Annotated in this window: 26 protein-coding genes and 4 pseudogenes; 3 read left to right on the forward strand and 27 right to left on the reverse strand. The window is 44.0% G+C overall.

The window, feature by feature from the left end:
* Positions 1–96: 96 nt before the first annotated feature.
* Positions 97–2,574: a hybrid sensor histidine kinase/response regulator gene (locus ACJB0T_RS01035; protein ID WP_479289868.1), complete on the forward strand. Its 2,478-nt coding sequence runs from the start codon at positions 97–99 to the stop codon at positions 2,572–2,574.
* Positions 2,575–2,707: 133 nt separating this feature from the next.
* On the opposite strand, the gene ACJB0T_RS01040 is transcribed toward ACJB0T_RS01035, so the two are convergent.
* Positions 2,708–4,528: a PhoX family protein gene (locus tag ACJB0T_RS01040; RefSeq protein ID WP_479292230.1), complete on the reverse strand. Its 1,821-nt coding sequence runs from the start codon at positions 4,526–4,528 to the stop codon at positions 2,708–2,710.
* A 252-nt stretch (positions 4,529–4,780) separates the two neighbouring features.
* On the opposite strand from ACJB0T_RS01040, the gene ggt reads away from it, so the two are divergent.
* Complete coding sequence (gene ggt / locus ACJB0T_RS01045; RefSeq protein ID WP_479289866.1) at positions 4,781–6,538, forward strand: gamma-glutamyltransferase; 1,758 nt, start codon at positions 4,781–4,783, stop codon at positions 6,536–6,538.
* Positions 6,539–6,554: 16 nt separating this feature from the next.
* Here the strand turns inward: ggt and ACJB0T_RS01050 are convergent, their stop codons facing one another.
* Positions 6,555–7,088: a GNAT family N-acetyltransferase gene (locus tag ACJB0T_RS01050; RefSeq protein WP_479289863.1), complete on the reverse strand. Its 534-nt coding sequence runs from the start codon at positions 7,086–7,088 to the stop codon at positions 6,555–6,557.
* 52 nt (positions 7,089–7,140) lie between these two features.
* Positions 7,141–7,479, reverse strand: a complete 339-nt coding sequence (locus ACJB0T_RS01055; RefSeq protein WP_479289860.1) for a zinc ribbon domain-containing protein YjdM — start codon at positions 7,477–7,479, stop codon at positions 7,141–7,143.
* 246 nt (positions 7,480–7,725) lie between these two features.
* Between ACJB0T_RS01055 and ACJB0T_RS01060 the strand changes: the two genes are divergently transcribed.
* The gene (locus ACJB0T_RS01060) at positions 7,726–8,199 is read left to right on the forward strand and encodes a peroxiredoxin (protein WP_479289858.1); all 474 of its coding nucleotides are present in this window, start codon (positions 7,726–7,728) and stop codon (positions 8,197–8,199) included.
* Positions 8,200–8,226: 27 nt separating this feature from the next.
* On the opposite strand, the gene ACJB0T_RS01065 is transcribed toward ACJB0T_RS01060, so the two are convergent.
* From ACJB0T_RS01065 to ACJB0T_RS01180, 24 genes and pseudogenes are all read right to left on the reverse strand, one after another.
* Entirely contained in the window at positions 8,227–8,376 is a 150-nt protein-coding gene (locus ACJB0T_RS01065; protein ID WP_479289856.1) for a hypothetical protein, read from the reverse strand.
* Positions 8,377–8,444: 68 nt separating this feature from the next.
* Positions 8,445–8,999 (reverse strand): nucleotidyltransferase family protein, encoded by a 555-nt coding sequence (locus tag ACJB0T_RS01070; RefSeq protein ID WP_479289855.1) that lies wholly within the window; start codon positions 8,997–8,999, stop codon positions 8,445–8,447.
* A 70-nt stretch (positions 9,000–9,069) separates the two neighbouring features.
* Positions 9,070–9,612 (reverse strand): DinB family protein, encoded by a 543-nt coding sequence (locus ACJB0T_RS01075; RefSeq protein ID WP_479289853.1) that lies wholly within the window; start codon positions 9,610–9,612, stop codon positions 9,070–9,072.
* Between the two features lie 24 nt (positions 9,613–9,636).
* A complete protein-coding gene (locus ACJB0T_RS01080) occupies positions 9,637–10,236 on the reverse strand; it encodes an HAD family hydrolase (RefSeq protein ID WP_479289851.1) in 600 nt (199 codons plus the stop codon).
* Complete coding sequence (locus ACJB0T_RS01085; protein ID WP_479289849.1) at positions 10,236–10,709, reverse strand: RidA family protein; 474 nt, start codon at positions 10,707–10,709, stop codon at positions 10,236–10,238. Before ACJB0T_RS01085 ends, ACJB0T_RS01080 begins: the two co-directional genes overlap by 1 nt.
* A gap of 23 nt (positions 10,710–10,732) precedes the next feature.
* Positions 10,733–11,295 (reverse strand): annotated as a pseudogene (locus tag ACJB0T_RS01090) (pyridoxamine 5'-phosphate oxidase family protein).
* A gap of 273 nt (positions 11,296–11,568) precedes the next feature.
* Positions 11,569–12,123, reverse strand: coding sequence for a hypothetical protein (locus ACJB0T_RS01095; RefSeq protein WP_479289848.1), 555 nt, complete (start codon positions 12,121–12,123; stop codon positions 11,569–11,571).
* A 282-nt stretch (positions 12,124–12,405) separates the two neighbouring features.
* Positions 12,406–12,645, reverse strand: coding sequence for a hypothetical protein (locus tag ACJB0T_RS01100; RefSeq protein WP_479289846.1), 240 nt, complete (start codon positions 12,643–12,645; stop codon positions 12,406–12,408).
* A gap of 167 nt (positions 12,646–12,812) precedes the next feature.
* Positions 12,813–13,055: a PAS domain-containing protein gene (locus tag ACJB0T_RS01105; RefSeq protein WP_479289844.1), complete on the reverse strand. Its 243-nt coding sequence runs from the start codon at positions 13,053–13,055 to the stop codon at positions 12,813–12,815.
* Between the two features lie 86 nt (positions 13,056–13,141).
* Positions 13,142–13,924, reverse strand: a complete 783-nt coding sequence (locus ACJB0T_RS01110) for an aminoglycoside phosphotransferase family protein (protein ID WP_479292228.1) — start codon at positions 13,922–13,924, stop codon at positions 13,142–13,144.
* 53 nt (positions 13,925–13,977) lie between these two features.
* Positions 13,978–14,205, reverse strand: coding sequence for a hypothetical protein (locus ACJB0T_RS01115; protein ID WP_479289841.1), 228 nt, complete (start codon positions 14,203–14,205; stop codon positions 13,978–13,980).
* Positions 14,206–14,415: 210 nt separating this feature from the next.
* Entirely contained in the window at positions 14,416–14,802 is a 387-nt protein-coding gene (locus ACJB0T_RS01120) for a GNAT family N-acetyltransferase (RefSeq protein ID WP_479289839.1), read from the reverse strand.
* 118 nt (positions 14,803–14,920) lie between these two features.
* Positions 14,921–15,241, reverse strand: a complete 321-nt coding sequence (locus tag ACJB0T_RS01125) for a signal peptidase II (protein WP_479289837.1) — start codon at positions 15,239–15,241, stop codon at positions 14,921–14,923.
* 139 nt (positions 15,242–15,380) lie between these two features.
* Positions 15,381–15,748, reverse strand: a pseudogene (locus ACJB0T_RS01130) (GNAT family N-acetyltransferase).
* Between the two features lie 37 nt (positions 15,749–15,785).
* The gene (locus ACJB0T_RS01135; RefSeq protein WP_479289835.1) at positions 15,786–16,097 is read right to left on the reverse strand and encodes a cupin domain-containing protein; all 312 of its coding nucleotides are present in this window, start codon (positions 16,095–16,097) and stop codon (positions 15,786–15,788) included.
* Between the two features lie 35 nt (positions 16,098–16,132).
* Positions 16,133–16,619: pseudogene (locus tag ACJB0T_RS01140) on the reverse strand (GNAT family N-acetyltransferase).
* Positions 16,620–16,675: 56 nt separating this feature from the next.
* Positions 16,676–17,062, reverse strand: a complete 387-nt coding sequence (locus tag ACJB0T_RS01145) for a VOC family protein (RefSeq protein ID WP_479289834.1) — start codon at positions 17,060–17,062, stop codon at positions 16,676–16,678.
* 107 nt (positions 17,063–17,169) lie between these two features.
* Positions 17,170–17,331: pseudogene (locus tag ACJB0T_RS01150) on the reverse strand (transposase); the annotation flags it as partial.
* 120 nt (positions 17,332–17,451) lie between these two features.
* The gene (locus ACJB0T_RS01155) at positions 17,452–18,714 is read right to left on the reverse strand and encodes a metal-dependent hydrolase family protein (protein ID WP_479289832.1); all 1,263 of its coding nucleotides are present in this window, start codon (positions 18,712–18,714) and stop codon (positions 17,452–17,454) included.
* A gap of 215 nt (positions 18,715–18,929) precedes the next feature.
* Positions 18,930–20,000: an MBL fold metallo-hydrolase gene (locus ACJB0T_RS01160; RefSeq protein WP_479289830.1), complete on the reverse strand. Its 1,071-nt coding sequence runs from the start codon at positions 19,998–20,000 to the stop codon at positions 18,930–18,932.
* A 67-nt stretch (positions 20,001–20,067) separates the two neighbouring features.
* Positions 20,068–21,024, reverse strand: coding sequence for an alpha/beta fold hydrolase (locus tag ACJB0T_RS01165; RefSeq protein WP_479289829.1), 957 nt, complete (start codon positions 21,022–21,024; stop codon positions 20,068–20,070).
* Between the two features lie 369 nt (positions 21,025–21,393).
* The gene (locus tag ACJB0T_RS01170) at positions 21,394–23,217 is read right to left on the reverse strand and encodes a bifunctional sugar phosphate isomerase/epimerase/4-hydroxyphenylpyruvate dioxygenase family protein (protein ID WP_479289828.1); all 1,824 of its coding nucleotides are present in this window, start codon (positions 23,215–23,217) and stop codon (positions 21,394–21,396) included.
* A gap of 9 nt (positions 23,218–23,226) precedes the next feature.
* Positions 23,227–24,300 carry a Gfo/Idh/MocA family protein gene (locus ACJB0T_RS01175; RefSeq protein WP_479289826.1) on the reverse strand — a complete coding sequence of 358 codons (1,074 nt, stop codon included), beginning with the start codon at positions 24,298–24,300 and terminating at the stop codon, positions 23,227–23,229.
* A gap of 46 nt (positions 24,301–24,346) precedes the next feature.
* Positions 24,347–25,273: an AEC family transporter gene (locus ACJB0T_RS01180; protein ID WP_479289825.1), complete on the reverse strand. Its 927-nt coding sequence runs from the start codon at positions 25,271–25,273 to the stop codon at positions 24,347–24,349.
* Positions 25,274–25,280 lie beyond the last annotated feature (7 nt).

The following is a 25,280-nucleotide window of genomic DNA, read 5'->3' on the forward strand; positions in this document are numbered from 1 at the left end:
GATTTATAATATCTCTCAGCGAATGTTTCATTTTCGTTACAGCCCGCAATGCGCTAAACTGATACCTGTTTGCGGTTAATATAAGGATGTTGGGTTATGCCAGACAGGCGTTCAGACACCTCTCAATCTCTACGAAAGATACTCATATCTGGTGGATGTGCCATCATGGTACTGCTCGCGATTTTCTTTTACATTGAACGTTCGTTTGACCAAACCAAGCAGCAGCTTATCCAGCTGCAAAAGGATGTACTTCAAGCAGCAAACTCAATGCTTATGATGCGTCGACATGAGAAAGACTTTATCGCTCGAGTCGAAAATCAATACCTCGATAAGATGGAGTCAGAGTATCAGGGACTTCTATCTCAAATAGGGCAAATCAATACGGGTATCATTCAATCTGACATCGATATTGCCTATAACGGTCAACAAGCGCTTGCCAATGTTGATGCGTACACTCAAAAATTTTTCAATCTAAGTAAACTTGTTTTCGTCATTCACGGAACAGACCAAAGAGAAGGCCTGATTGACCACTTCAAAGACAAGGCACTTGCTTTCGAGCAGACGTTGATTCGCGCTAACTCAAACAACATCGATCAACTCACACTGGTGACGCAGGATTTGATGTATCAATTTTTTAGCCGTTTAGACCCTAGTGTTTTACCGCGCATTGAACGTAACCTTGAGCAACTTCAGCAGGTCATCACTCGAGAACAATTGAGCTTTGAAGTATTTAATCGATTTCAGGAGTTTAAACTCGCCTTTTATGCCTTACAAAGCACCTATGAAGAGTTCGGTTATTCACATCAGCAAGGTGAACTTCGTGAACTAAGAGTAACCATTCATCGCTTAGAGGCGTCGTTAAATAGTCTATTCAATGACCTACCTCCACTGATTAACGCTAAATTGGCGGACTATGAAAACTACCGAGTCCTATCGGCTATCGCGCTAATTGCGGCCATTATTTTGGTATTGCTGACTGTCACTCAACGAGTGACAGTACTCGAAAACAAGCTAATCCAAGCACGGAAAGACGAAGCGCAAGCCAGCAAAGCAAAAAGTGCCTTTCTTGCCAATATGTCCCATGAAATTCGCACTCCACTAAACGGCATTTTAGGTATGTCTGAAATACTGGCTGATACCAAGCTGTCGGCCAACCAAAAAGATTATCTAGAGACTATCAATGCCTCATCACAAACGCTTCTGATGCTGATAAATGACATTCTCGATCTCTCCAAAATTGAATCGGGACATCTTGAGATTTGCCCTCATACTACCGCTATTAAAGAAACGGTTTACGACACAGCGGCACTTATCGCGCCAAAAGCACAACAAAAGGCAGTCGATATTCATATCAACATTGACCCTAAAGTGCCAGACTATGTTCAGGCAGATGAACAAAAAGTGCGCCAAACGCTGATGAATCTCGCGTCTAACGCGATCAAATTTACCGAGTCAGGAAGCATTTCCTTCAGTCTGAAAGCCGTTCAATCCAATGAATCTGAAGTGGCCATCAGATTCAATGTTACCGACACCGGCATCGGCATCGACCCGGAAAATCAGCAACGTGTATTTGAAGAGTTTAAACAGGAAAATGCCGATACCTCTAAGCAGTATGGGGGAACGGGTTTGGGGCTTGCAATCTGCGCAAAAATGGTCGAGATGATGGGGGGTAAAATTGCCCTTCAATCAAAAAAAGGAGCTGGAAGCACATTCAGCTTCACATTGTCATTTGAACGCGACTCTCATCACGTACACAACGAGAGTTGCATGCACATCGCTTATGTTTCTGAAGAGCCAAGCACGCTTCTTCTCAATGAACTCAAACGCTTTGGCTACAATCTACACCAGTTTTCAGTCGTTGATGACGTTTTGCTCAAACTAGATCACGACACTATTGTTATTTTGGATGATTCGAAGCACGTCAGCAAACTAAAGTCTGCGGATGCTCGCTTCCCTATTGTCTTGTTGAGAGACAATAAACACGTTCACGAGAGTACTGGAGCGAATATCGATAGTTACCTTACTAGTCCTCTGTTTGGTAATCGAATGATTAAGACACTAGAGCAAGTGAAGCACAGTAAGAACAACGCCACTGAATACAATCCAACGGTAGGATCTGCAGTACCTTCCCCTTCAGCCGACAACACAGATGATGCATTCGTGGAGCACGACCAAACCCCACATCAACGTCATTTTAAAATTTTGATCGTCGAAGATAACAAAGTGAACCAACAGATTGTCAGCCTCAATTTGAAAAAGTTCTCTATCGACTTTGTCATTGCCAATAATGGGCAGGAAGCCGTCGATTTATACCAAGAGCAACACGACTCTATCGGTCTTATTCTGATGGACTGCATGATGCCTGTACTTGATGGTTTTGAAGCAACAAAGGCAATCCGAGATTATGAAAAGAGTGAGGGCATCAAACAAACACACATCATAGCACTGACTGCATCGGTACTCGATGATGATATTAAACGATGCTATGAAAGTGGAATGGACGACTATCTACCAAAGCCATTCAAGCGTGATATTCTGATGGAAAAACTCGACGCTCGGATCCAAGCATCTTAATCATGGCTCGATACCTTAACATCACGGAAGATCACAAAGGCCACTTAAATAGAAAGAGCGGATAGAACAAGGGAGGCATTGCTCACCTCCCTTGTTTCTTTGTTTAGTATGTTACTTGATGCCGCTGTATATACTAAGCGCCGATAACACCACCATCTTTACGTGTAATCATCACCACCGATGAACGTGGCACAGCGTTTCCCCCCTCAGGGAAGTGCGACGGCGCAAGCCCCTCTCCAGGGTGCTGAACACCGACAAACATGGTTTTGTAATCTGGCGAGAAGGTTAAACCCGTGATCTCGCATGCGATTGGACCGGTTAGGAAGCGACGAATCTCACCCGTTGCTGGGTCACTACACAACATCTGATTGTTGCCCATGCCTGCAAAGTCACCTTTATTTGAGTACTTACCATCTGTTTGAATCCACAAACGCCCTGACTTATCAAAGCCAATACCGTCTGGGCTGTTGAACATATTGTCCTTGTTGATATTATCCGTGCCAGCCATCAAGCCAGACTTGTGGACTTCTGGATTACCCGCAATCACGTAAATGTCCCACTCAAAGGTATCTGACGTATGATTCCCTGCTGTGGGGTTCCAGCGGACAATATGCCCATAAGGATTTTTTTCACGCGGGTTAACCGCATTGATCGGCTGCGACTCTTTAACACCACGATATTTGTTGTTGGTCAGTGTACAGAACACTGACTGATTGTCAGGGTGGACGGTTACCCACTCTGGGCGATCCATTGTCGTCGCACCAACTTGCGTTGCAGCCATACGAGCGAAAATCATCACCGACGCCGCATCTGGAAAGCCATTCTCTGGTGTTAAGCCATTCTTGCCCCAAGTCAGCTCAAGCCACTGACCTTTGCCTTTGAGTTCACCTTGCGTGCCTTCAAACTTAGCAACGTACAAAGTGCCTTCTTCCAATAGGTCACGATTCGATTCTGCACCTTCAACATACTTATTCTTAGAGACAAACTTGTATAGGTGCTCGCCACGCTCATCATCACCCAGATAAACCACAACATGGCCATCACCGTTGACCGTTAGCGCCGCATTTTCATGCTTAAATCGACCTAGCGCACTGCGTTTTTTCGGTGTCGAATTAGGGTTCATAGGATCAATTTCAACAACCCAACCGTGACGGTGAGGTTCATTTGGCTCTTTACCCATGTCAAAACGAGCATCGTGCTTGTACCAATCGTAGCCACGATCTTTCTTGTTTAGCCCATAACGTTCATAGCTTTCACCAAGCTCTGTACCTTTAGTATCGGCAAAGTAACCATTGAAGTTTTCTTCACATGTAAGGTATGTGCCCCAAGGCGTTTGGCCATTCGCACAGTTGTTAAATGTACCTAGAATCTTCTTGCCTGATTTGTCTGCGCTTGTCTTTAGTAAGTCATGACCTGCGGCAACGCCTGTCATTTCCATCTCAGTATACGCGGTCACACGTCGGTTAAGACGCCCGTCTAGGTTTACTTGCCACTGACCAAAGTTCTTTTTAAGTTCAATGACAGATACGCCGTGTGCTGCTTGCGCTTTGCGAGCATCATCGGCAGTAATACTTTTACCTTGGTGAGGATACAAATATTCGTTATTGGTGTACTCGTTATTGACCACCAACACTGCGCGATCATTGTCAATTAAGAAAAATGTCATGCCATCATTGTTGTCACCAAACTGCATTTCTTGTGCTTTGGAGTCATTGTTCTGACTGAATGCAGGCGCGCCATTTTTAATCGCATCTCCCCATGAAATAAGCACGTTCGCTTGGTAACCTTCTGGAACCATGACAGCGTCTGAAGTCGAAATCGGAATAGCATCAAAACCCATCAAAGCAGACGACGCTGGTTTTACACTTGCTACCGCTTGACTTAAAGGCGTAGCAGCAAAAAAACCAACGGTGGCAGCCGCTCCAGTCCCTTTTAGAAAACCTCGGCGCGACATCGCTGCATCGACAAACTTATTAAATTCTGGTTCTTGATCGAGTGGACGCTGATCATCGTCGTAATTAAATTGGCTCACGTTGACTTCCTTTTATACTAAACTTCGTAACGGGCAAGTTACTGTAATAATTTACGCACAATAATGATCCCGAGTGATGACAAACGCGTTACATTTCGTTGGCAAATAGATGTCAGTAACGTATTTTTATACCTTAAGCATTCAGTCAAATTTCCACATTTATTAGGATAGTTTATGGCGCATCAGCTAAAGCGGCTTGTCCCCCTTGTGACTTTATTTACTTCCCTCTCGGCTTTCGCAAATTCTCAAGCCACGGATGCATTTGCTCCAGAAATCGCCACAGGTTTAGACACGAAATCACTCGTCGTTAGTCAAGATTGGATGGTCACCGCCGCGAACCCCACAGCAACCAATGCGGGAGCTAAGGTGCTTGAACAAGGTGGCAACGCCATTGATGCGATGGTCGCCATTCAACTTATGCTCGGGCTTGTTGAGCCTCAATCGAGCGGCATTGGCGGCGGGTCTTTTTTGGTGTATTGGGATAGCAAACAATCCAAGCTAACCACTTATGATGGCCGAGAAACGGCGCCAGCTGCCGTCGGTGGCGATCTATTCATTGGCGAAGATGGCAAGCCGATGGGCTTTTTTGACGCCGTCGTTGGTGGGCGTTCAGTAGGCACGCCTGGCACCGTAAAACTACTCTGGGACGTACATCAGAAATACGGTAAGTTGGATTGGAAACAAATTATCGAACCTATTGCTGAGCAAGCAGAACAAGGCTTCGTGATTAGTGCCCGACTCGCCAAACTGATAGCAAATGATGTTACCTTTCTTGCTAAGCATCCTGATACTGCTCGCTATTTCTTGCAAAGCGACGGCTCACCGAAAACGGAAGGCACGCTACTCAAGAATCCACAATATGCAAAAACTCTGCGACTCATGGCAGCTAAAGGCAGCGATGGCTTCTACAAAGGGCCAGTCGCGGAATCTATGGTCAATGCCGTTAAAAGTCAGTCGGAAACCAACCCTGGGCTATTAACGCTCGACGATCTAACTCGTTATCAAGTTGCTGAACGCAGCGCAGTCTGTGCACCTTATAAACAGTTCGATATTTGTGGAATGGGACCACCGAGTAGCGGCGCACTAACACTCGGGCAAATTATGATGCTCACCGAACCACATAAGCTCGATAAACTCGGCAGCGACAACCCAGTGAGTTGGCAAATTTTAGCGGACGCTTCACGGCTCGCCTTTGCGGACCGTGGCTTATACATCGCGGACAGTGATTTTGTCGATGTGCCAGTAACCGGCTTGCTTGATTCCAACTATATACGTTCACGCAGTGAACTCATAAAACCAAACCGCGCTTTAGCATCTGTAACAGCCGGCACACCACCTTTAGTTAACACAAGCAGCCTTTCGACCGATCAAAGTCTTGAACTACCTTCGACCACGCACTTTAATGTGGTCGATAGCGAAGGCAATGTCGTTTCAATGACCTCTTCAATCGAGAATGTGTTTGGTTCACGAGTCATGGCCAGCGGCTTTCTGCTCAACAATGAGCTTACCGATTTTTCATTCGTGGCCGAAAGCAACGGCAAACCCGTTGCCAATCGCGTAGAGCCTAACAAACGACCTCGCTCATCAATGGCACCTACTATTGTCATGGAGCAAGGAAAGCCCTACATGGCCATTGGCTCACCGGGTGGGAGTCGCATCATAGGTTATGTCGCTCAAACTCTGATAGCGCATTTAGATTGGGAGATGACGATTCAAGAAGCGATAGACCAACCGAGAATGATCAATCGATTTGGTGAAATGGATATTGAAGTCAATACACCGCTTACGGCGTACACACAACAGTTTGAAAAGATGGGCTTTAAAGTGAAAGCTCGAGAGCTCAACTCAGGCTTGCACGCGATTAGAATGACTTCTGAGGGACTTGAAGGAGCGGCCGATCCGCGAAGAGAAGGTATCGCTGTCGGGAAATGATGTATTGAACATCACGTCAAGGCGTTAGCAGGCATTCGAACTGAGCTAGATGCAATGTTCTACCATTGACTCGCACTGGTTCAGTTCGTTCCGAGACTCTGTTGAAACCTGACTTTTCTAATACTCGTACCGACGCAGGATTGTCAGTCGCAGCTTTCGCATAGACAAGCTTCACACCGTAATCTTTATGAAGAAGTTGCAGCACTCTAGCAACGGCAAAAGATGCAACGCCTTGCTGTTGGTAATCTTCCCCTACTCGGTAGCCCAGCTCACACTCTCTAGAAGCGCACTCTCCATGAGTGGATTCCCCTTCAGTCAGTTGGGTCGCATTTATCCGCGCAATAATTTTATCTGATTCAACAACGACAAAAAATAGACTGGTTTCCTGCTCATGTTCGTCAAGTAGTACTTGCTGAGCATGACAGAACGAAACGAAATTAGAGTAGCTAGAAGGCCTTGCTGGAACAAACTGTTCAAACCACGCTTTGTTTTGTTGTTCAAAGTCGAACAACGCATCAAAATGCTGTGTATTGAGTCGCTCGACATCCATTTTTGCTACCCCATATCCCAATAAGCACTAATAGCACTTTAGCTTCGATTTTTTAGTTGGCTTTTTTAACGAACTTAGCGGTGATCATCATCTCACCCGCTCCATCAACTTTACAATCCAACTGATGGTCTTTGCCCTCAACGATACGCCTTACCACCGCTTTGGTACCGATTTTTAACACCAGCGAGCTACCTTTGACTTTCAAATCTTTGGCCAACGTGACGCGGTCACCTTCTTCAAGCTTTGTGCCATTCGCATCTTTGATGTTCAGTTCACTGTCCTCTGCAAGCTCTACAGGATTCCACTCATGAGCACATTCAGGACAAATCAATTGGTTTTGGTCTTGATAGACATATTCAGACTGACAATTTGGACAAGGAGGCAACGACATAACTTCATCAATTCTTTAGCAAATAATGCGGGGTATTCTGCCTTATTCCCACTTACCTGTCGACCTTAGCCCTCCTATCAAATAACTTATCAACTAACGCTTAAACCGCTACTTCCTATTAGAACCGGATCCGTTTCACAGTTATCACGTACCAAGCCAAAGAAAACGAACTACACTGGATTCAGCTTCGTAAATTAATCACCCAGTTAAGATCCATCGTTAGAACAAACAACAAGGAACCACGTTATGATTCAACAAGGTCAATCATTACCCGCCTCGACGCTCAGTGAACTCACTTCTGATGGCATGGTTAACCATGAAGTAGAAACCCTATTTAAAGACAAGAAAGTCGTTCTATTTGCCGTTCCAGGTGCGTTTACACCAACCTGTTCGGAAGCGCATTTACCAGGATTCATTGTTCTAGCTGATAAATTAAAAGAGAAAGGCGTGGATTTGATTTGCTGCGTTTCAGTTAATGACGCATTTGTGATGAAGGCATGGGGCGATTCCCAAAATGCCAGTGAACTGATGATGCTCGCTGATGGCAATGGCGCATTCACCAAAGCCATTGGCCTTGATATGGATACCGCTTCGTTTGGTGGAGTTCGCTCTCAGCGCTACGCAATGATTGTAGATAACGGCGTAGTAACCCAACTCAATATCGAAGCGCCTCAGCAATTCGAAGTCAGCACCGCAGAGGCAATACTAAAAGCGCTTTAATCCTTACATGCACATGATGGTGAGCCTCTACCAAGGGATGCTCACCATCATGGCAATTAAAACACCCGCCGAAAAGCTCGGCCAATGAAATCGACTATCTTGGGCCTTGTAATACTCTCGGCGAATCTCTTCTTGAAACGTTTTTATCGCGAGTGCTTTATCGTAGTTGTTTTGCATAGCCGGTCCTCTTTATTTCCCTAGATACAAGCTAAGCGTAAAACCTCAAGTTACATTGAGGTCAACAACTAATTTTCATTCGTTTTGCTTGTGATCACCTTAAGCTGCGGCCAATGCGTCAACCATCGCTTTTCTTCGATTCGTTGCAGAAAAGTGCTTCTGTCTCTTTTGGGGTTATGAGTGATATGGCCAGCAAGCAGGGTTTCAAAACCAAACGCAGCGATACATTCAAACTCACTTTCAGCTCGCTTTCTTATCCCTACCGCCGTCTCTTTCTCCGGCCAGAAACTCATCGCATCTAATGTGCTTGTGTATGGCTCGTCACCGTTTCTTTGGTGCATTAAAGCTTGGTTGCGAACTTGCCATTCAAGTTGGGGCATCGCTGTAGAAAGCTGATGCTGATAATCAAGGTAAGCGTTGGGGTCGGACTCACGTTCGTCAAAATAGACAATGTCGATATCATTGAGAGGTGTTGCGGTAGGCTTATTATGCAAATGATCCCAAACTAGGTTTCTAACAAATCCTGCTGCGACATAACACTGAGGTAAATCAAGCCTACGAACTTGCTCTAACACAGTGAGTCTTAACGGGTCTTGCTTAATGAGGTCAAGTATTTGCTGCATTGAATTGCCCTAGCATGTGAAGGAGCGAGCTATTGTTTCACCACAAGTAAAACTCCGCAATCCGCGATTGTCATGATACCGTCTCCGGTACAATCATCGGCAAATCAGTACAACCAAAATCTAAGCCTATTTGACTCAATAAACAGGTAAGTTGGCCTCTATGATGAGTTTGATGGTTAAAGATATGCTGACAAAACTGAGCGACTGTTCGCTCCATTAGTATGCCTTCGGTCGTGGTATAGCGAACAATTCGTTGACAACACGACTCATGTGTAAGCTGATGAGTGACATCGATATAAATATCATCGACAGTGCTTCTTAAAGATTTCAAATGATCGATATCTTTCACAAAGATATCGTGGATCGATTTAGATGTAGGGAGATTGGATAGCCTATCCTCCGCGATATCAACACACTGGTTGGCGACTAAACGTTGTAACATGATCAAATCACCAAACAATATGTGGTTCCAATGCGCCATAATCGACGTAAAAAATGCACCGCGATCTTGATGAAGCTCTTCATTACTCAGAGTTTCGCATACTTTTATCAGTTGCTGATTCATTCGCTGGTTGTACAGCGCCAACACTCTAAAGTTAGCTGCAATATCCATAGAGCCTCCTTGCTCTTACATAATTCACTGTAGGGTAATCTCTTGTCCCTGGTAGTACTTTACATCGGCAAGTTTCAGCATGGGTAGATCCTCTGGGGTATCGCCATAGGCGTAAATTTTGCCAAACTGAGTAATATCGAATGACGATTTTAGAAACGCCACCTTACGCTCTTCGCTGCAATCCCCTTGAACATAACGCCCAGTATAGCGAGCACCTCTCACCTCTAATTGACTACAGATGAGATTAACACCGTGTTGTTCGCACCAAATCCGGAGATAAGGGTCTAGCGATGCTGAGATGACAATGACCTCATCGCCTTGCTGCTGATGCCAGCGGATCTTCTCGACTATTTCAGGTCTTACTACCTTGTTTAAGTACTCATGATTAAAGTGGCGAGCACTGGCAATCACATCGCTTTCTTTTCGGTTCCAATAGGCAACTTTCGACAAAATGGGTCTGGTTTTACTCGCGGGCAACCAGCCTAGTTTGTAGAGAGCAATCACCGGCCACAGTATACTGAGCCCAATGACAATCCGTGACTTGGAAGATGCGTAAAATAAAAAAGCAGTAAACGTATCCTCAGTGGTAATGGTGCCGTCAAAATCAAATAGTGCTAGATTCATTACTTATCCAATCTATCCTCAACTTCGAAAATAGAATCAATAATGATTGGCAAATTGCCTCTCAAAGACTGAGCACCCAAAACCGAACGAGCATGAACCCCCTTATCTCCAAACACTTGTGCCATCAAGTCCGAACAGCCATCTAGGACTTTAGGGTGTTGTTCAAACGTCTCTGTTGCATTCACAAAGCCTTGAAGCTTGACCACTCTGGCAACTCTATCAAGACTACCTAGTTCAAGTTTCACCGCTGCCAATATGTCTAGTCCAGTCAACTTCGCAAACTCATACCCTTGCTCAGTCGTATATTCTCGACCCAGTTTGCCTTTAGGGACATCATTTAGACCCGCCACGGGGCCTTTTCCAGACACATACAAAAGATTTCCGGTACGGACACAGTTACAATAACTGCCCTGGGGATCACTCGCTGTGGGGAGGACGAGTTCGAGTTCAGCGATTCTACTTTCAATAGACATTCGTTTTCCTTTTTATGCGTAAGCTATTCTTGTTTTAATCCTGCTCGTTCCACAATCTCGGATTCAAAACCATCAATACTTTGTTGGTTTTTCTTTCGCCAATAATTCTCGATACCCTCAGGTCCGAGCCTATCCGCCCACTTATCCAAGTCATCTCGATCACCCTCATAGTGATAGTACGGGACTGACATACCACACGATGCCTGCACAAGGTCGATATCAAGAATGAAGATTTGCCTATTAGAATGACTATGAGGAAATAGAGGCGCGTAATCGTTCCAACGTTCATCATTAATGTGAAGTGCTTCTGCTTGCCCGTAAGTTCTCAAAATCAGAGGGGCACCTTCGAATGCACAAAACATCAACGTCATACGGCTATTAAGAAGAATATGAGCTGCAGATTCATTGCCACTTCCTGTTAAATTCAGCCAAGCGATCGTTTATTGTTGATGACTCGTAATGAGTCACCTCCCTTTGGCGACAAATTTACTGTGCCACTCTCAGCCGCCGTTGCCACAAAATAGATTTTCTGCGACTCAATAAATTCAACGTGCTTTTGTGTTAACTCACTAAATTTCTTTCCCATAACTCTGAATTCCCTGTGCCAAACGGATTTTTGTTTTCCCAACCAAACTGATATCACTATCATCGAGATTCGCTTGAGTTTCTATATCCAAGTATTCAACCAGTTGAATCAATAAATGTAACCTTTAACAAGACTAAATTTTGAACTGCCTCGGGAAGTTAACAGAAGATTCAACATGTAATCGAAGACATTTAAATAGGAACATAATTGTCTGACTTTTCTAGGGTAGTCGAACCTCTCGACTTACGATTTTACTTTTATGTTATTGCCAATTTAAGAAAACTGTCGCTTTTTAACCCAGCGCACCATCGCAACAACCACAAACGCGAGTAAAAAAATCCAATACAACATCCCAAGCATGCTCTTAGTTACAGTAAACACTGATGCAGTATCGACCATTAGCGGAGTCACATCCTCATAGCTCGATAGCATCAACCAAATACTGATGTTTTCTAGATAGTCGGCAAGTGCAGAGAGTACAGGCAACATTGCCAACCATTGCCATACACCGTTAGTAATTCCGCATTTCGTTAGAATCCAGACAAACAAAAGGTAATAAGTCATCGCAAACATTGCCGGATAGATCATATCCAATGCCAGCTGAGTTAAATAGAATGCACGCCCTTCACCACCAAGTGAGTTCAACAAGGTCATTGCTTGATCGTAACTGTAACCCATCGGTGACATATCAAATATTGGCAACCCAGAGGAATACTCCATAAGTGTGGGTATGGTGTAGCCCAGCATTAATGCGTAGATCAAATTAGTCACGATTAATAGAGCGATTATCTGCCTTCCTGATGGCAGTTTTGGTAAATAACGTATCATGGTTCTTCCTTGTTCACCGTATATCTTGCCCCATTTCGAGGTTTCTCATGCGAAGTAGATATTCAACCAGTTGATAAGCAAGTTGTAACTACACTAAGTGAGGATTTTTGAAGTGACTCTAGAATAGAACAAAGATATGCCGTACTCGCTATCAGAACTTAGACAACACTGGTTCTAGTTGGGAGGATTAAAACTTCGAGGATTATACGAAACTTGTTCATGAAGTAGGCGGCAAGTCATCTCGCCACCTCAAAGAGATCTATGTCGTTATTTCTATAGCGACTATTGAAGCTCTGTCGCTTGATTTTCTACTTTTTTATTTCCACACGAGGTACAAGTGAGCACCAACTCTTGTTCATCAAGTTTTTTAAGTGCCATATCAGTATTTTCGCCTATTAGCAGAGTCTCAACGACGTACTTTTTTACCCCACCCCAGAACGTATTGGGATAGTTATCTTTTGCCTCTTGAAGATGCTGTTTATGCTGAGTAACTTGACTGCACTTTTTACAATAGCTTTCCATATAGTCCGCCTTTAGTTAATTATCTCGTCAAGGCTAACCAAGCACAGTAGTTGTGAAAATACTCAATATTTAAATTTATGCAAAAAAGTACTCACAATGTGAACTAGGTAGTCAACACTCTGGCTATTATCAATTTTGATATTTGTATATAACCGGAATGTTGACTGCTATTTGCTTCGGTGATACCCAGGAGTAATAAAAGGCCCTAATAACATGTTGAGCTTTTTGAAAAATCCTTGATGCTCATCTTTAAAAATCGTTTCTGCCTCTTTAGCGCTATCTGCAGTGATGATCAATGATTGTTCAATAAACCCCTGTTCAATCAACTGACTTGCCTCCTGTTTGTAGGTCTCAGAACTTGTCTCTAAGTAGGTATAACCGCCATCTTTCGTAAAGAACCTAAACTCCATAAATCCCCCTAAATAGTGTCAATTCAGTACTGACGCTAACAGATAGATTGAAGGATAGGATATTAGGTTCCTTACGATGCGAGTCATCACACATCCGCTACTAAAGTCTTTGCAATGACAGTTTCATTCTCTTTCAGATAGGCAATATCTGATAGGTAGGCAAGATGATGACCGTCGTTGATATTCTCAATAAAAGCCTGATTACCTTGGTTTGCTTCTGTATGCATGAAGTCAACTAGTGCCTGAATTCGATTCACCATCATGTCAACCAAACTTAGTCTCAATTCAACATTTAAGTCGTAAGCATCACAAAACAACTTTGCTCTTTGCATCTGAGTTTGTAGATCACCGAGCGCATCATCGCTGTGAGTTTTAAACGGTGCCCAAGTATAAACGGCGTAGGCGATGTCCCAAACCCTAGGACCTGGATGTGCCGTATCAAAATCGAACACCCCGACGACCGAAGCCCCATTCGAGGCAACGTTGTATGGTGCAAAGTCTCCATGACAAATAACCTCTATCGGTTCTATCGAAGGTAGCATCCAACGCATAGTACTCACGTCTACGGCCTCAACTAAACTGCTTGATGCATCATGATACGCTCGTAACAGTTTGGCCGCAGAAGCGAGTGCATCAGATGAGGAAATATCACCCTCAAGAGGGAAGTTCGTCGTTTCGCCTGGCACAAACGACAAAATTTCATTGCCGTTTTCATCAAAACCAAAAGACTTGGGTGCGGCTGAAAACCCGACGCGTTCTAGATGATTTAGTAATGTATGAACCGCTGGCGACCAAGAGCCTGCCGGTCTCAGGACCTTATCTTCCTTTAGATAGATGGCAGCACCTCTGCCACCGGATAATTCCTCTATCAAGTTCAACTCTCCCTGTATAAATCTGATGGTTAACTAAATATCAAATGCTGCTACTTAGGACAGTACTTGTTAAACATCACGCAGCAGGTTAGGACAAAGGCTAAAAATAAACTCACGCCCCAAAGACCATCACTATAAAACGACATCTCGCCTTCAGACCACACTCTGAGACCGATGTTAAACAGCTCGCCATTAATACCAAGCACCAATACTGATGCCGCGAAATATCGAAAAAACTCAATGGTGAGCCGTTTCGTCGTTTCTACATACTTGGCCAATGTCTATTTCCTTATAGTGGCTATTAGAGTTATGCCCTGAAGTTCCTTAAGAGACTTTCCTTATCTCCTAGGAGTCAGCGCTTCCAAAGTGCGCCATGATTTCAGCTTCTGTCATTTCTTCCGTATTGTTCGAAATACCGTAGTACTTAGGTTTCAAGTCGCTAAAATACTGCATATTCATTGTCAGTCCAGGAACCTCTGGAAATAGCCCTACTGGCACATTAATACTGTTTGTTTGCTTAAACCTGGCATATAGATGTGTTCCACAGCTACTGCAAAATGCCCGCTTCGCCCATGGAGAAGAATCAAACTCGGTAACGAACTCTTGCCTTGAAAACTCGATGCCACAAACACATACTTAACCTCCACCAGCTCATCACTATCAAGCTCTGCACACAAACCGCCGACTAACTGGTCCTGCCATATGATGAGAAAGAAATTACCAGCATTGATTTGAGATTCTATCCATTCAAGAGATTCTATGTTTGGTGGGTAGGAACCATATTTACGGCTATCTTCTTCGAAAGCATCCAGTGCGCAGCTTTGCAGGTTTCCAGCTTCAACTATGGATGCTAATTTAAGGTTTATGTCCTCCACGATCCATTCTCCATTGGTTTTCTGCCAATACTTAATACCTAAGGCGCAATTTGCAAAGTCATCGGCACAAATCGTATCCCATTAAATTCTGACTCAGGTCCTGTAGCAACCAAAACATCTACTGCTTACTTTCACGACTCTTTAAGTTGCTCAGTATTAACAAGAGACCCGCTATCATTATTGCCACGTCGGCGACATTAAAAACACCGGTTCTTACGTTGCCGAACCCGATGTTTAGAAAATCGATAACTGCACCATCGTTAACTATACGGTCGTAAACGTTACTTCCGCCTCCCGATAGAAGCAGAGTGATCGCCACAACGCTCAACGTATCGAGGTTTTTCGCACAGACAACATATATGAATAACGCTGCTAATAGTAAGCTGACTAATAGCGTAAACAGCAAGAATCTATGTTCATCTGCTAAGCTGTTTCCCATGCCCAAAAACGAGTCGATTCCAGAATTTCATCTTTTTATTCTCCAAACTACATCGTCGACCACGCTTTCAAAAAAGACGTCAGGTTGACCGTTTTCTAGGTGACGAGTTGTAGCACCCACATAGGCTCTATCTTAAGGTCTAGTTACGCATATACACAAAGTGCTCATCTTGGCTGACAACTTCAAAGCCAAATCTCTCATACAAACTATGTACTTGATTACCTATAAGGTAACAAAGATGGATAGTTTTCGAGCGAGATCGCACAATACAAGCTTTCATGATAGCGCTTCCAATACCTATACCTTGATACTCGGGCAACAAGAAGAAATGACCGAAGTAGTAACCATCACGTTGTGGTTCAAATAAAAATCTTGTTCGTGCAATTGACGCTGAAGTGCTTCATTCCAACCAAAGACTCTAGACACTGCGTCATACTCAGCGGCTTTCTTGAGTTCAAAAAGAAACTCAAAGTCATCTTGAGAGGCCGCTCTCTCTTTGTATTTCATGCGCCCGATAATTCTCTTGTTTTCATTTTCAACAACTCTATACGCTTCCTTCACTCTCGATGACTAGCACTCTCGCAACACCAACTGGGTGTGCCATATGTTCCGTTCCGATAGACGCATAAAAGATATCACCGACATTGAGCACTGCGGCTTTCTCGACTTCATTCTCTCTGTAGAGCATTTCTACCACACCATCTAAGACAACGAACACTTCCTCACCATCGTTCGTATGCCACTTATATGGCTTATCTGTCCAATGTAATCGAGTAGTGATGCCATTCATACATGCGATGTTTTTAGCTCCCCAAGCTCTGTCAGCGACAAAGTCTTTACTTCTAGTTATCTCCAAATCACCTTCCCTTTATTAATAGACTCTAATGTGCGCTATTCCTGCGGTTCGCACATTACCCAACGAAAGTACGGCCTCTGTCCGTCCAAACGTCCCACCTCCGCACCGAGTCTTTTATAGTACTCATGGGCTTTGTTATTGTAGGGACTAGCAGTCCACGAAATGTGGGAAACGGATGATGATATTGCTTCCGTTTTTAAGGCCAGCATTACCTTGTGACCGTGACCTTTTGATTTTTGATTTTTGATTTTTGATTTTCTGCCACTAAGAGGTCATCAAGCCAGATGGAAGGCTCTCCACTAAAAGAAGAATATCGATAGTGGAATAAGGCAAAGCCTAATACTTCGTTGTCCTGCTCCAATAATAAAGCGTGCTCAAATGGATAATCGCCAAATAAAGTGCGTTCAATCTTCTCAACAGTCGTAGAGATTTCACCACTAAAGCCTTTCATAGCACGGTCAAACTCCGCTTTTTGCTCAATAACGTACTTGCGTCACTCTTAATCGCATTCCTTACGATCACAGTCCTTCCCCTTGTTAGAACCAATTTATTTTATCGACCTATTATTGAAATGTTAGTTAGACACTGGCCTCAAGTTTCCAAGGTGGGTTCAACCGATTTTCTCCCGCCCAATACAGCTTAATTTTATTGCCTGATGGGTCTGTCAACGCGGCTTCTTCCCAAAGGTAAGTTTGCATAGTGATATCTTGCGTGAACTCGATGCCAACCGCCTTTAGCTCAGCGACCAATTGATGCAGGTTTTTATGCTCAAAATAAACGACTCCACGGCAATCTAGGCCTTGCTTTTCTGTGTCTAAATAAACAGAAAACGTGGCGTCACCATCTGGAAACGAAAAGCGAGCATAATGATCATTACCGACAATTTGAGTTAACCCTAGTTTCCTATAAAACTCGACCGCCAACTCTATATCGTGAACGGCTAATGTAACCTGGTTTAGATTCATATACTTTCCTTGTTTTACGTTTTAGTGTGAGAGTCACTGACTTTTTTTGACGATATTCTTGGTGAGAGAGACCTATGCAAGACATCTTTAGTTCATTGTATTGCTGGTGGGCGACCATTATCTTTGCAGTATAGATGTGCCACTTCGTCTCTGATGAATTCGAAGTCGATAGCATTATCAATTTTGCGAACGAGATGATTTTGTGGAACAAGCTGTTCCATCGTGACCATTTCAAGTTCGTATTGCTGAGGAGAAGGTTCTTGAAGCATATCAGAGTATCCATATTTCGATACTCGTATTAGATCAAAGGTCTAGCTCAAAAGCTAGACCTTTGTCAGCAGTCTGAAGAGCCATACGGCTCTTTTCTCTATCTCATTACAACGTGCTCATTACAGCGTGTTTTTGTAAATCTCACCATCTTTCATAATCACTTTCTTAGCCTCATCGCTCATCACACACTCAACACCCTCCAATGGGTTGCCATCGATAATGAGAAGGTCGGCATACGCTCCTTCCACGATTTGTCCCAACTTACCTTCTTGGTAAGGGTGCTGATAGGTAGACATTTCGAACAGTCGGCCACAGTTTGATGTTGCCATGCGTAGGGCGGTAATCGTGTCGAACGTTTTTTCAATTGCGCCTAGCTCTTGCATCTGAGTTTCATGGACATTGGTTGTACCCACGCAGTCCGTGCCGAACGCCAAGTTTTCGATTTGGTACTTCTTAATCAAATCCGCAGACTTAAACATCGACTTACCTACACGCTCGGTCTTGCGATACGTCTCTTCATTAGGTAGTGGAATTTTACGTTCTGCAATCAAGGACGAAGTGAAGTAAGACGGTACAACCCAAATTCCTTTCTCTTTGATGATCTGGGCAACTTCGTCATCCATAATCGTGGCGTGCTCAAAGCACTTAACTCCAGCTTCGGCTGCTCTTTTCATCGCCGGAATGGTGTGGATGTGCGCTGCTACATAGGTACCATAGTCAGATGCCGCTTCTACTGCAGCTTTCATTTCATCAAGTGTGAATTGAAGTGTATCTAGCGGATCGAACGTTGAAGATGCACCACCACCCGCCATTATTTTGATTTGTGATGCGCCTAAAAACAGTTGCTCACGAACGGCTTTCATCACTTCGGCACGACCATCGGCTACTTTGAAAGTGCCTGTTTTCATCAAAGGCGAATCTTCATGTCCGTTGGCTAGGCGTTCTTGCGCTTGATTTTGTCGATAGTCTGAATGACCACAAGTCTGAGAAATTGCCGCTTGAGAAGGCAAAATACGCGGACCTGTTGCGTATCCGCTATCAATGGCATTTTTAAGACCGAGCGTATTGCCACCAACATCACGACAAGTCGTAAACCCACGCATCAGCATCTCTTGAGATATTTTCGCTGAACGAATGGCAATCTCTTCTCTCGTCATAGCATCAAGCGTCGTAAAGCCCGCAGATAGCGTGATGTGAACATGAGCATCGATTAGCCCAGGCATCACGGTCCCGCCCTTCGCATCAATAATTTCATCTGCGATTGATGGGTCGACGTCACCAATTTGAGCAATCAGGTTGTCTTCAATAAGAACCGATACGTTCTCGATAAGCTTATCATCAGTACCATTAAAAACGTTCGCGTTAGTAATTAGCTTTTTCATGTCGTGTACCTCGTTTCTGTTGAGCATTGTTAGCTGATGAACTCATCATAAACGTACATCGAGCACAGGAATGGCCATTTGACGACACCAATAGATTGCAAACTCAACAGCGACTATTTCTTCGAGGATGTAAAAAAGCCAACTCTTTCCGAGTTGGCTTTAAATGATAGTTAGCCTTGTCGTCACAGTGGGCTCTTTAAAGCATTTCATAAAGCTCACTGCACTGATGACGTGCCCGGCAAATACGCCTTCCACCAACGCTGCTTAAATTCATTCATCGTACTCAGTGTCATCACTTGGCCGAACATTGGAGTGACGAGCTCTACCTGCTGAGACTGTGCCTCTTGTTCAATCTTCTCGAGTGGTTCAAACCATGCATGATTGCTTAAATTAAACGTAGCGTTATGTATAGGCACTAAGTAACGCCCTTTAAGATCGCGATGGGCTTGCACTGTTTGTTTTGGAAACAAGTGTACAAACTGCCATAAGCTATTGTAAGCACCGTTTTCCATTAACGTCACATCAAAAGGACCGTATTTTTCCCCAATGTCTTTGAAACCTGAAAAGTAGCCAGAGTCGCCACTAAAATATAAACGTAAATCGTCATGTATAATCACCCAAGATACCCAAAGTGTTTCGTTTCTATCGGTCAGTGAGCGACCAGAAAAATGTTGTGATGGCGTGGCAACAATAAGAATATTGTCATATTGCACTTCTTGCCACCAGCCGAGCTCTGTTACTTTCTCCTCAGGTACCCCCCATTGAATCATGAGAGGTTTGATACCGAGCGGCACATAGTAGTGTCCTGTTCGTTCAATCAAAGCCTTTATAGACCGCTCATCTAGATGATCAAAGTGGTTGTGTGAAATCACAATCGCGTCGAGCTGAGGAAGAGCATCTAAAGAAAGTGCTGTTGGAGTATAACGTTTAGGACCCGCCCAACTAACAGGTGAGGCACGTTCTGAAAACATTGGGTCAAACAAAATATACTGTTCATCAAGACGAAGTAAGACACTGGAGTGACCCAACTTGACCATCGAAGGTTCAGTGCTCGCCTCCATGTTGGCTAATAATACAGACTTAACTGGCAGAGGCTCAGAAGGAAGCGGATACTCACTGCTATTGAAGTAGATGGAATTGATCGCTTCAAACAAGCTAACTTCGTTGGGCTGTTGCTCTGGGTTGTAGAACTTGCCAGCTTGATAATTTGCTTCGGAGTTATAGCTTGACTGAGTACTACAAGCGATTAAGGCAATACTAGTTAACATCAACAAGCAAAACTGCATGACTTTCCTTATCATAAGGATTGGTATCTATAATGCCAGAACAACAAATTAATTGAGAAATTTAAACCTAAATATCAATCTGTTTGTGTTCATTCACAACCCAGTTCTCAATCATTGAAGCAAACATCTTCGGTTGATCCGCCCATGAAAAGTGACCTGCTTCAGGGAGAATATGCAGTTTACTATTAGGCAGTGCTGCATGAATACGTTTAGCATTGCTGACATCAAATAGCACGTCTAATTCACCCCAAAATACCAATGTTGGGAGCTGAATTTCACTTAAACGTGCCGCAATCGCTTCTGACTTTTCATGAAAATCTTTAAACCAATGTATCACTTCAGGCGCCCTACCTGTGTAGGATTTCTTATAATCATCAATTTCAACGGCACTGGCTTTATGTCGAACAGTCCCAATCTTCGCAGAATAGGCGATCAACGGTCCTGCGCCTAATAACGCAGTGGTGGCTCGCATAAAACCAAACTTGGCCAACATATTGATCATAAAGCCGAGCTCTAATGGGTTTGGATTACCAATACTGTGGCCTATCGCCATACTGGTTAGTCTGTGTTCGTGGTCGAGCACATAACTGAGGGCAGAAGCCATTCCTACATCAGGGGCGACCAAATGAATGTCGGTCAGCTCAAGAGCATCAAAGATTGCAGCGAGGTGATTTCCTTGTGCCGTTGGCGTCATATCATGGCGATCCCCTTCAGAACCACCAAAACCGGGTAAATCTATCGCGACAACTCTAAAATTGGCAGTTAGTGACTCCCAAGAGCCAGCAAAATTGAGGATACTAGCCGGAAACGGGCTGAGCAGAACCACTGTTGGACCATCAACGGGACCCGCTTGTGCCAAGCGAATTTTTCGCCCTGCAATAGTTCGTATTTCAAGCGGCATATCGACAACAGGGTTTTCAAATGATTGCGCTCGCTTTTGAGCAGCTCTCACTTTTGGCCATTCCGGGGAGGCAAGCAGCAGTGAGGCAGCGTTGAGCGTATCAAATAGATTTAGCTTCTTCATTTCCCATCCTTGAGTAGTTTGCTCTGCACCATGAAACTTTGGCGTAGCGTTAGCCGACTTTTCTTATTTTAGTCCATTTATCAGATACTAACCGCATAATTTCCGAAACACATTTGTGTCCCGAAGCTTGCTGATAGGATGAAACATGAAAATGTCCTTTATTGTATTCAAACCACCCTAAAATCACCGTCATTATTCCCTTAAAAAAAGGGAATCTCATTCTGTGCGTTGTAAAACTGACTTATGTGACTTACTTGAAAGTATTCAGTTACCTACGGGCGGTATGAGATCCTCATTTTTCTATGATGACGACTACAAGGTGCATGTTGAAAACAAACGGACATAGACGACTCTACTATCAAGCGAGCATTAATCACTATACGACTGAGACGCTAAACGAATGAACGCATTGGTTTCACCATACTTTTTATACTCATCTACTCTCTGCAGCACTTCGAAGAACAGACCATTCACTTCTTTTGTATAGAAATGGAAAAGACTGCCCGTTTCATCTTCGGTGTATAGAATGTTGTTGTGCTTCAGCTTTTCAATCAATTCATCATCGAGATCGTATTGTGCTTGTATGTCGAGATAATAGTTGGTGGGGATCTTCAGCTGATAGATAGGCGAAAGGTTCTCTGCTGCCTTGAATATGTCTTTACACTCCAATGCAACTTGATTGATACTCGCGCCATTAGACTCATTAAGAAACCTCTGTGCAGAAGTACGCTTGGCATTGGTTGTGTTTAATGCAATCTTAATCTTTTCGTTTGGGCTTTTGATGGTTCGGCTAGTAATCAATCCGTTAATGTCTGGTAGATCAAAGCTCTCTTCCGGAACAAATCCAAAGATAGATTTGTAGAAAAATAGGTTCGACAATAGCGTATCCGGCGACACAACCTGACCAATGTGGTCGATACGTAATAGGTTGTCATTGACGGCCTGCGATGGCTCTAAAGGGACAAAATCGACGTCGTAGAATTTCTCGGCATGATTTTCATCTAGCAAATGAATCATAAGTTGACTTGAGCTTTTTAACGTTGGAATGTCTAGTTCATTTTCCTGGCGCGCCTGGAAAATAGCCGGACTATTATAGCGCTTCGCCAACTCCACCAGTCGGTCTGAATCTTTGGTCAAGACGCCTAGGGCACATACCGACTCACCGTGTCCTTCAAGGTAACTTTGCGCGTTACTGTTCTTCTCGTAATTGAAGATCAGGTTGATGTCCCCTATCTGATAAAGGTCGACATTTTTGCTTTTATGGTTGTGCGTTTTTTGGAAACCAAGCGACTCAATTACATCAGTAAACGGGTTATCCTCTCGGTCTTTGACAGCAAACTCAATGAAACTTAGGTCAGACACACTCGGCATTTCAAATAAATTGTCTGTTTGGTCTTCTAGCCATTTCAGAGAACGAACGCCATCAACGGCCTTCTCTTTAGGGGAAGAGGCTCGAAACTCATCATTAAACACTTCGTGTGAGAGGTAGTCGTCATACCCTTTGTCCTTAAGCGTCTTCACAAAGTCTATGACCGGGAAGTCTCCTTGTCCTGGGAAGCATCGGTAATGTCGGCTGTATTGCAAGATGTCCATCTGCATTTTTGGTGCATCGGCAACTTGAACCAGAGCAATCTTTTCTACCGGAATATCATTACGTAATGTATCTAACGTGTTACCGCGTGCGAACATATGGAAGGTATCAAGCACAACGCCAAGATTCGGGTGGTTCACCATGTTCACCAAATTCCATGCGTCATCGTAGTCAGCAATATGGCGTCCCCATGCCAGCGCCTCATAGCCTAGCTCCAAGTCTTCACGTTTAGCCAATTCGGCCAACGCGTAAAGATCTTCCGCGCAGCGGTCTAAGTTATTTGTGGAGCGCGGGTGTACGTTACTGCACATCATCAGGCGTTTGGTGCCGAGCTGGTGTGCGAGATCCATTTTGCGCTCCATCATTTTGTATTTCTTTTGGCGCAAACCATCTGGCATCCCTTCCATATCACGGAAAGGCTGAAGTACTAAAATATCCAAGCCCATGCTGTCCGCAATGCGCTTCACATCAGAAGCAGAACCACGATATTGAGTCAGGTCATTTTCAAAAATCTCGATAGCATGGAAACCTGCTTTTGCCGCTGCGTGCATCTTCTGCTCAAGGGTACCGGATAAACAAACTGTTGCGATTGAGTATTTCATTCTGAGCTCCTATTTATCGATTAATACAGATACATCTTGAACAGACACATACGCTTCTGTTTCGGTCGCCTTAATAATGGCGTCGACAACTAATAAGTTTTGCAGACCATCATAAACACTCACGCGTGGGGTCTTTTCATCTCCACGAATCAACGCACAAAAGTGTTCCAACTGACGTTTTAGTGGATCTTCTCTTGTTACTTCTTCCTGTCGCTCCTCCATTGCATTCCACCATGACGGCGTAACTTCATTTTGGAATGACTTAATTTGCATGGTCGGAATAGACAACGAACCTTTGGTGCCCGCTACGTGGTAGCAATCTTCGGTATCGTACGTCGCGTAGGACTTATTCTCTTGTGATGTTTGCTCCCAGCTTCGCGGACTTGCAGAAGAATCCGACAGTAAAAACGAGCCGAGCGTGCCGTTCGCAAATCGAAGTGAGATAGCCGTAGTATCTTCGACTTCAAATTCACGCGTTGCATTGGAGTTGAGGGCTTGAACGCCAACAATGTCACCCACTAAGTGACGGAGATTACCAATTTCATGGATCATATTAATAAGAATTGGGCCGCCGCCTTTTACTTTGCGCCATGGGCCTTCATCGTAGTAATCATCAGGCTTGTAAAACATTGCGCTGCCCATAATCGAGACGGTTTTACCCAGCTCACCACTGTCAATAATAGATTTGGCCTTCTCAAGTAACGGACTGTATGCACGGTGATGGCCAACTAGCATTTTGGCTTCTTCACGCTTGGCATGTTTTAACAATTCAATCGCATCATCAATGGAGTCGGTCACCGGCTTCTCGACAATAGCCGGCACCCCAGCTTGGATACATTCATGGGCTTGGATCGCGTGTAGTTTATTGGGTGTGGCAAGAATGACGCCGTCGGGTTTGTCTTGCGCAAACAGTTCCTCCAAGCTTGAATAAACTTTCACGCCATATTCATCCGCGATCGCTTGGGCATTGGGAAATGGGTCAACAATGGCCGACAACGTCGATTGATTATTTTCCGACACAAGTTTGATGTGAGTTTTTCCGATCAAACCGGCTCCAGCAACAGCTATTTTAACTTGTTTCATGTTTTGACCTTTTATTTACGTTACGCGCTCTGGCGCGTGTTTATTGTTATGATGTAGTAAGCGTGATAACGACTGACAGCGAAAAGCCCGATGCTATTGTGGTAACGATCAACGTATTCAAACAAAAGCGCTGCTGCTGATAACAGCCACCAAGAATCGGATAGATAGATAACATCGGTGCCGCTGCAAAAATCAGTAATACGTATTGCATGTCCCCCTCAACCGGCAGTTGCGATAACAGAATCAACACCACCAAAGGAAAGAAAACCAGCTTCATCGACGACACAAATGCGATACGTTTATATTGCTCAAACTGCAGTGACTGCCCCAGCGCCCCACCTATCGCAAACAGCGCTAATGCCACTGATGTTTTTGCGAAAATGGATACGCTATCAGCAACAAAATCTGGCAACGTGACGCCGGTGATATTGACCATCAATGCAAACAAAATCGCTAAAATAATGGGGTTTTTAGATACGCGCTCCAGCACGCCCATGACCTGAACTTTCCAACTTGCGCTTTTGCCTTGAGCAAACTCCAAAAGCACTAAGCTAATGGGAATAAACACTAAGTTCTCCACCAGCACGCACATTAAAAACGCTTCAACGTACTGACCGTTATAAAGTGAAAGAACAATGGGTAAACCCACAAAGGCACTGTTAGGCATCCCGCTTCCTAGCCCGTTGATGTAACTCTCAGTCCAGTTAAACTTGAACATATAACGGCTTATTACTATCGAAGCTGTCATCGACACCAACCCCGCAATGGCATAAATCAACATAAAATTGAGGTCAATGACTTGAGTAAGCTCTATGCTTATTAAACTGCTGACTATGACCGCAGGCAGTGAGACATACAGCACGAACTTGCTGGTTTCCGCGACAAACTGTTGGCTAAAAAGCCGTTTTTTGATTGAGAGAAACCCTGCCACTACAATCAATATGAGTGGCAGTAATACTTCTAGAACAAACATTATTAGC

The sequence above is a fragment of the Vibrio sp. CB1-5 genome (assembly GCF_059412285.1).

Excerpts from the sequence above, each read along its gene's own strand:
- ACJB0T_RS01055 (WP_479289860.1), bottom strand. The coding sequence starts at position 7,479 with ATGTCGTTGCCTCCTTGTCCAAATTGTCAGTCTGAATATGTCTATCAA.
- ACJB0T_RS01050 (WP_479289863.1), bottom strand. The coding sequence starts at position 7,088 with ATGGATGTCGAGCGACTCAATACACAGCATTTTGATGCGTTGTTCGAC.
- ACJB0T_RS01100 (WP_479289846.1), bottom strand. The coding sequence starts at position 12,645 with ATGGAAAGCTATTGTAAAAAGTGCAGTCAAGTTACTCAGCATAAACAG.
- ACJB0T_RS01075 (WP_479289853.1), bottom strand. The coding sequence starts at position 9,612 with ATGGATATTGCAGCTAACTTTAGAGTGTTGGCGCTGTACAACCAGCGA.
- ACJB0T_RS01080 (WP_479289851.1), bottom strand. The coding sequence starts at position 10,236 with ATGAATCTAGCACTATTTGATTTTGACGGCACCATTACCACTGAGGAT.
- ACJB0T_RS01095 (WP_479289848.1), bottom strand. The coding sequence starts at position 12,123 with ATGATACGTTATTTACCAAAACTGCCATCAGGAAGGCAGATAATCGCT.
- ggt (WP_479289866.1), top strand. The coding sequence starts at position 4,781 with ATGGCGCATCAGCTAAAGCGGCTTGTCCCCCTTGTGACTTTATTTACT.
- ACJB0T_RS01145 (WP_479289834.1), bottom strand. The coding sequence starts at position 17,062 with ATGAATCTAAACCAGGTTACATTAGCCGTTCACGATATAGAGTTGGCG.
- ACJB0T_RS01160 (WP_479289830.1), bottom strand. The coding sequence starts at position 20,000 with ATGCAGTTTTGCTTGTTGATGTTAACTAGTATTGCCTTAATCGCTTGT.
- ACJB0T_RS01040 (WP_479292230.1), bottom strand. The coding sequence starts at position 4,528 with ATGTCGCGCCGAGGTTTTCTAAAAGGGACTGGAGCGGCTGCCACCGTT.
- ACJB0T_RS01035 (WP_479289868.1), top strand. The coding sequence starts at position 97 with ATGCCAGACAGGCGTTCAGACACCTCTCAATCTCTACGAAAGATACTC.
- ACJB0T_RS01085 (WP_479289849.1), bottom strand. The coding sequence starts at position 10,709 with ATGTCTATTGAAAGTAGAATCGCTGAACTCGAACTCGTCCTCCCCACA.
- ACJB0T_RS01165 (WP_479289829.1), bottom strand. The coding sequence starts at position 21,024 with ATGAAGAAGCTAAATCTATTTGATACGCTCAACGCTGCCTCACTGCTG.
- ACJB0T_RS01155 (WP_479289832.1), bottom strand. The coding sequence starts at position 18,714 with ATGAAAAAGCTAATTACTAACGCGAACGTTTTTAATGGTACTGATGAT.
- ACJB0T_RS01180 (WP_479289825.1), bottom strand. The coding sequence starts at position 25,273 with ATGTTTGTTCTAGAAGTATTACTGCCACTCATATTGATTGTAGTGGCA.
- ACJB0T_RS01125 (WP_479289837.1), bottom strand. The coding sequence starts at position 15,241 with ATGGGAAACAGCTTAGCAGATGAACATAGATTCTTGCTGTTTACGCTA.
- ACJB0T_RS01065 (WP_479289856.1), bottom strand. The coding sequence starts at position 8,376 with ATGCAAAACAACTACGATAAAGCACTCGCGATAAAAACGTTTCAAGAA.
- ACJB0T_RS01105 (WP_479289844.1), bottom strand. The coding sequence starts at position 13,055 with ATGGAGTTTAGGTTCTTTACGAAAGATGGCGGTTATACCTACTTAGAG.
- ACJB0T_RS01070 (WP_479289855.1), bottom strand. The coding sequence starts at position 8,999 with ATGCAGCAAATACTTGACCTCATTAAGCAAGACCCGTTAAGACTCACT.
- ACJB0T_RS01060 (WP_479289858.1), top strand. The coding sequence starts at position 7,726 with ATGATTCAACAAGGTCAATCATTACCCGCCTCGACGCTCAGTGAACTC.
- ACJB0T_RS01175 (WP_479289826.1), bottom strand. The coding sequence starts at position 24,300 with ATGAAACAAGTTAAAATAGCTGTTGCTGGAGCCGGTTTGATCGGAAAA.
- ACJB0T_RS01170 (WP_479289828.1), bottom strand. The coding sequence starts at position 23,217 with ATGAAATACTCAATCGCAACAGTTTGTTTATCCGGTACCCTTGAGCAG.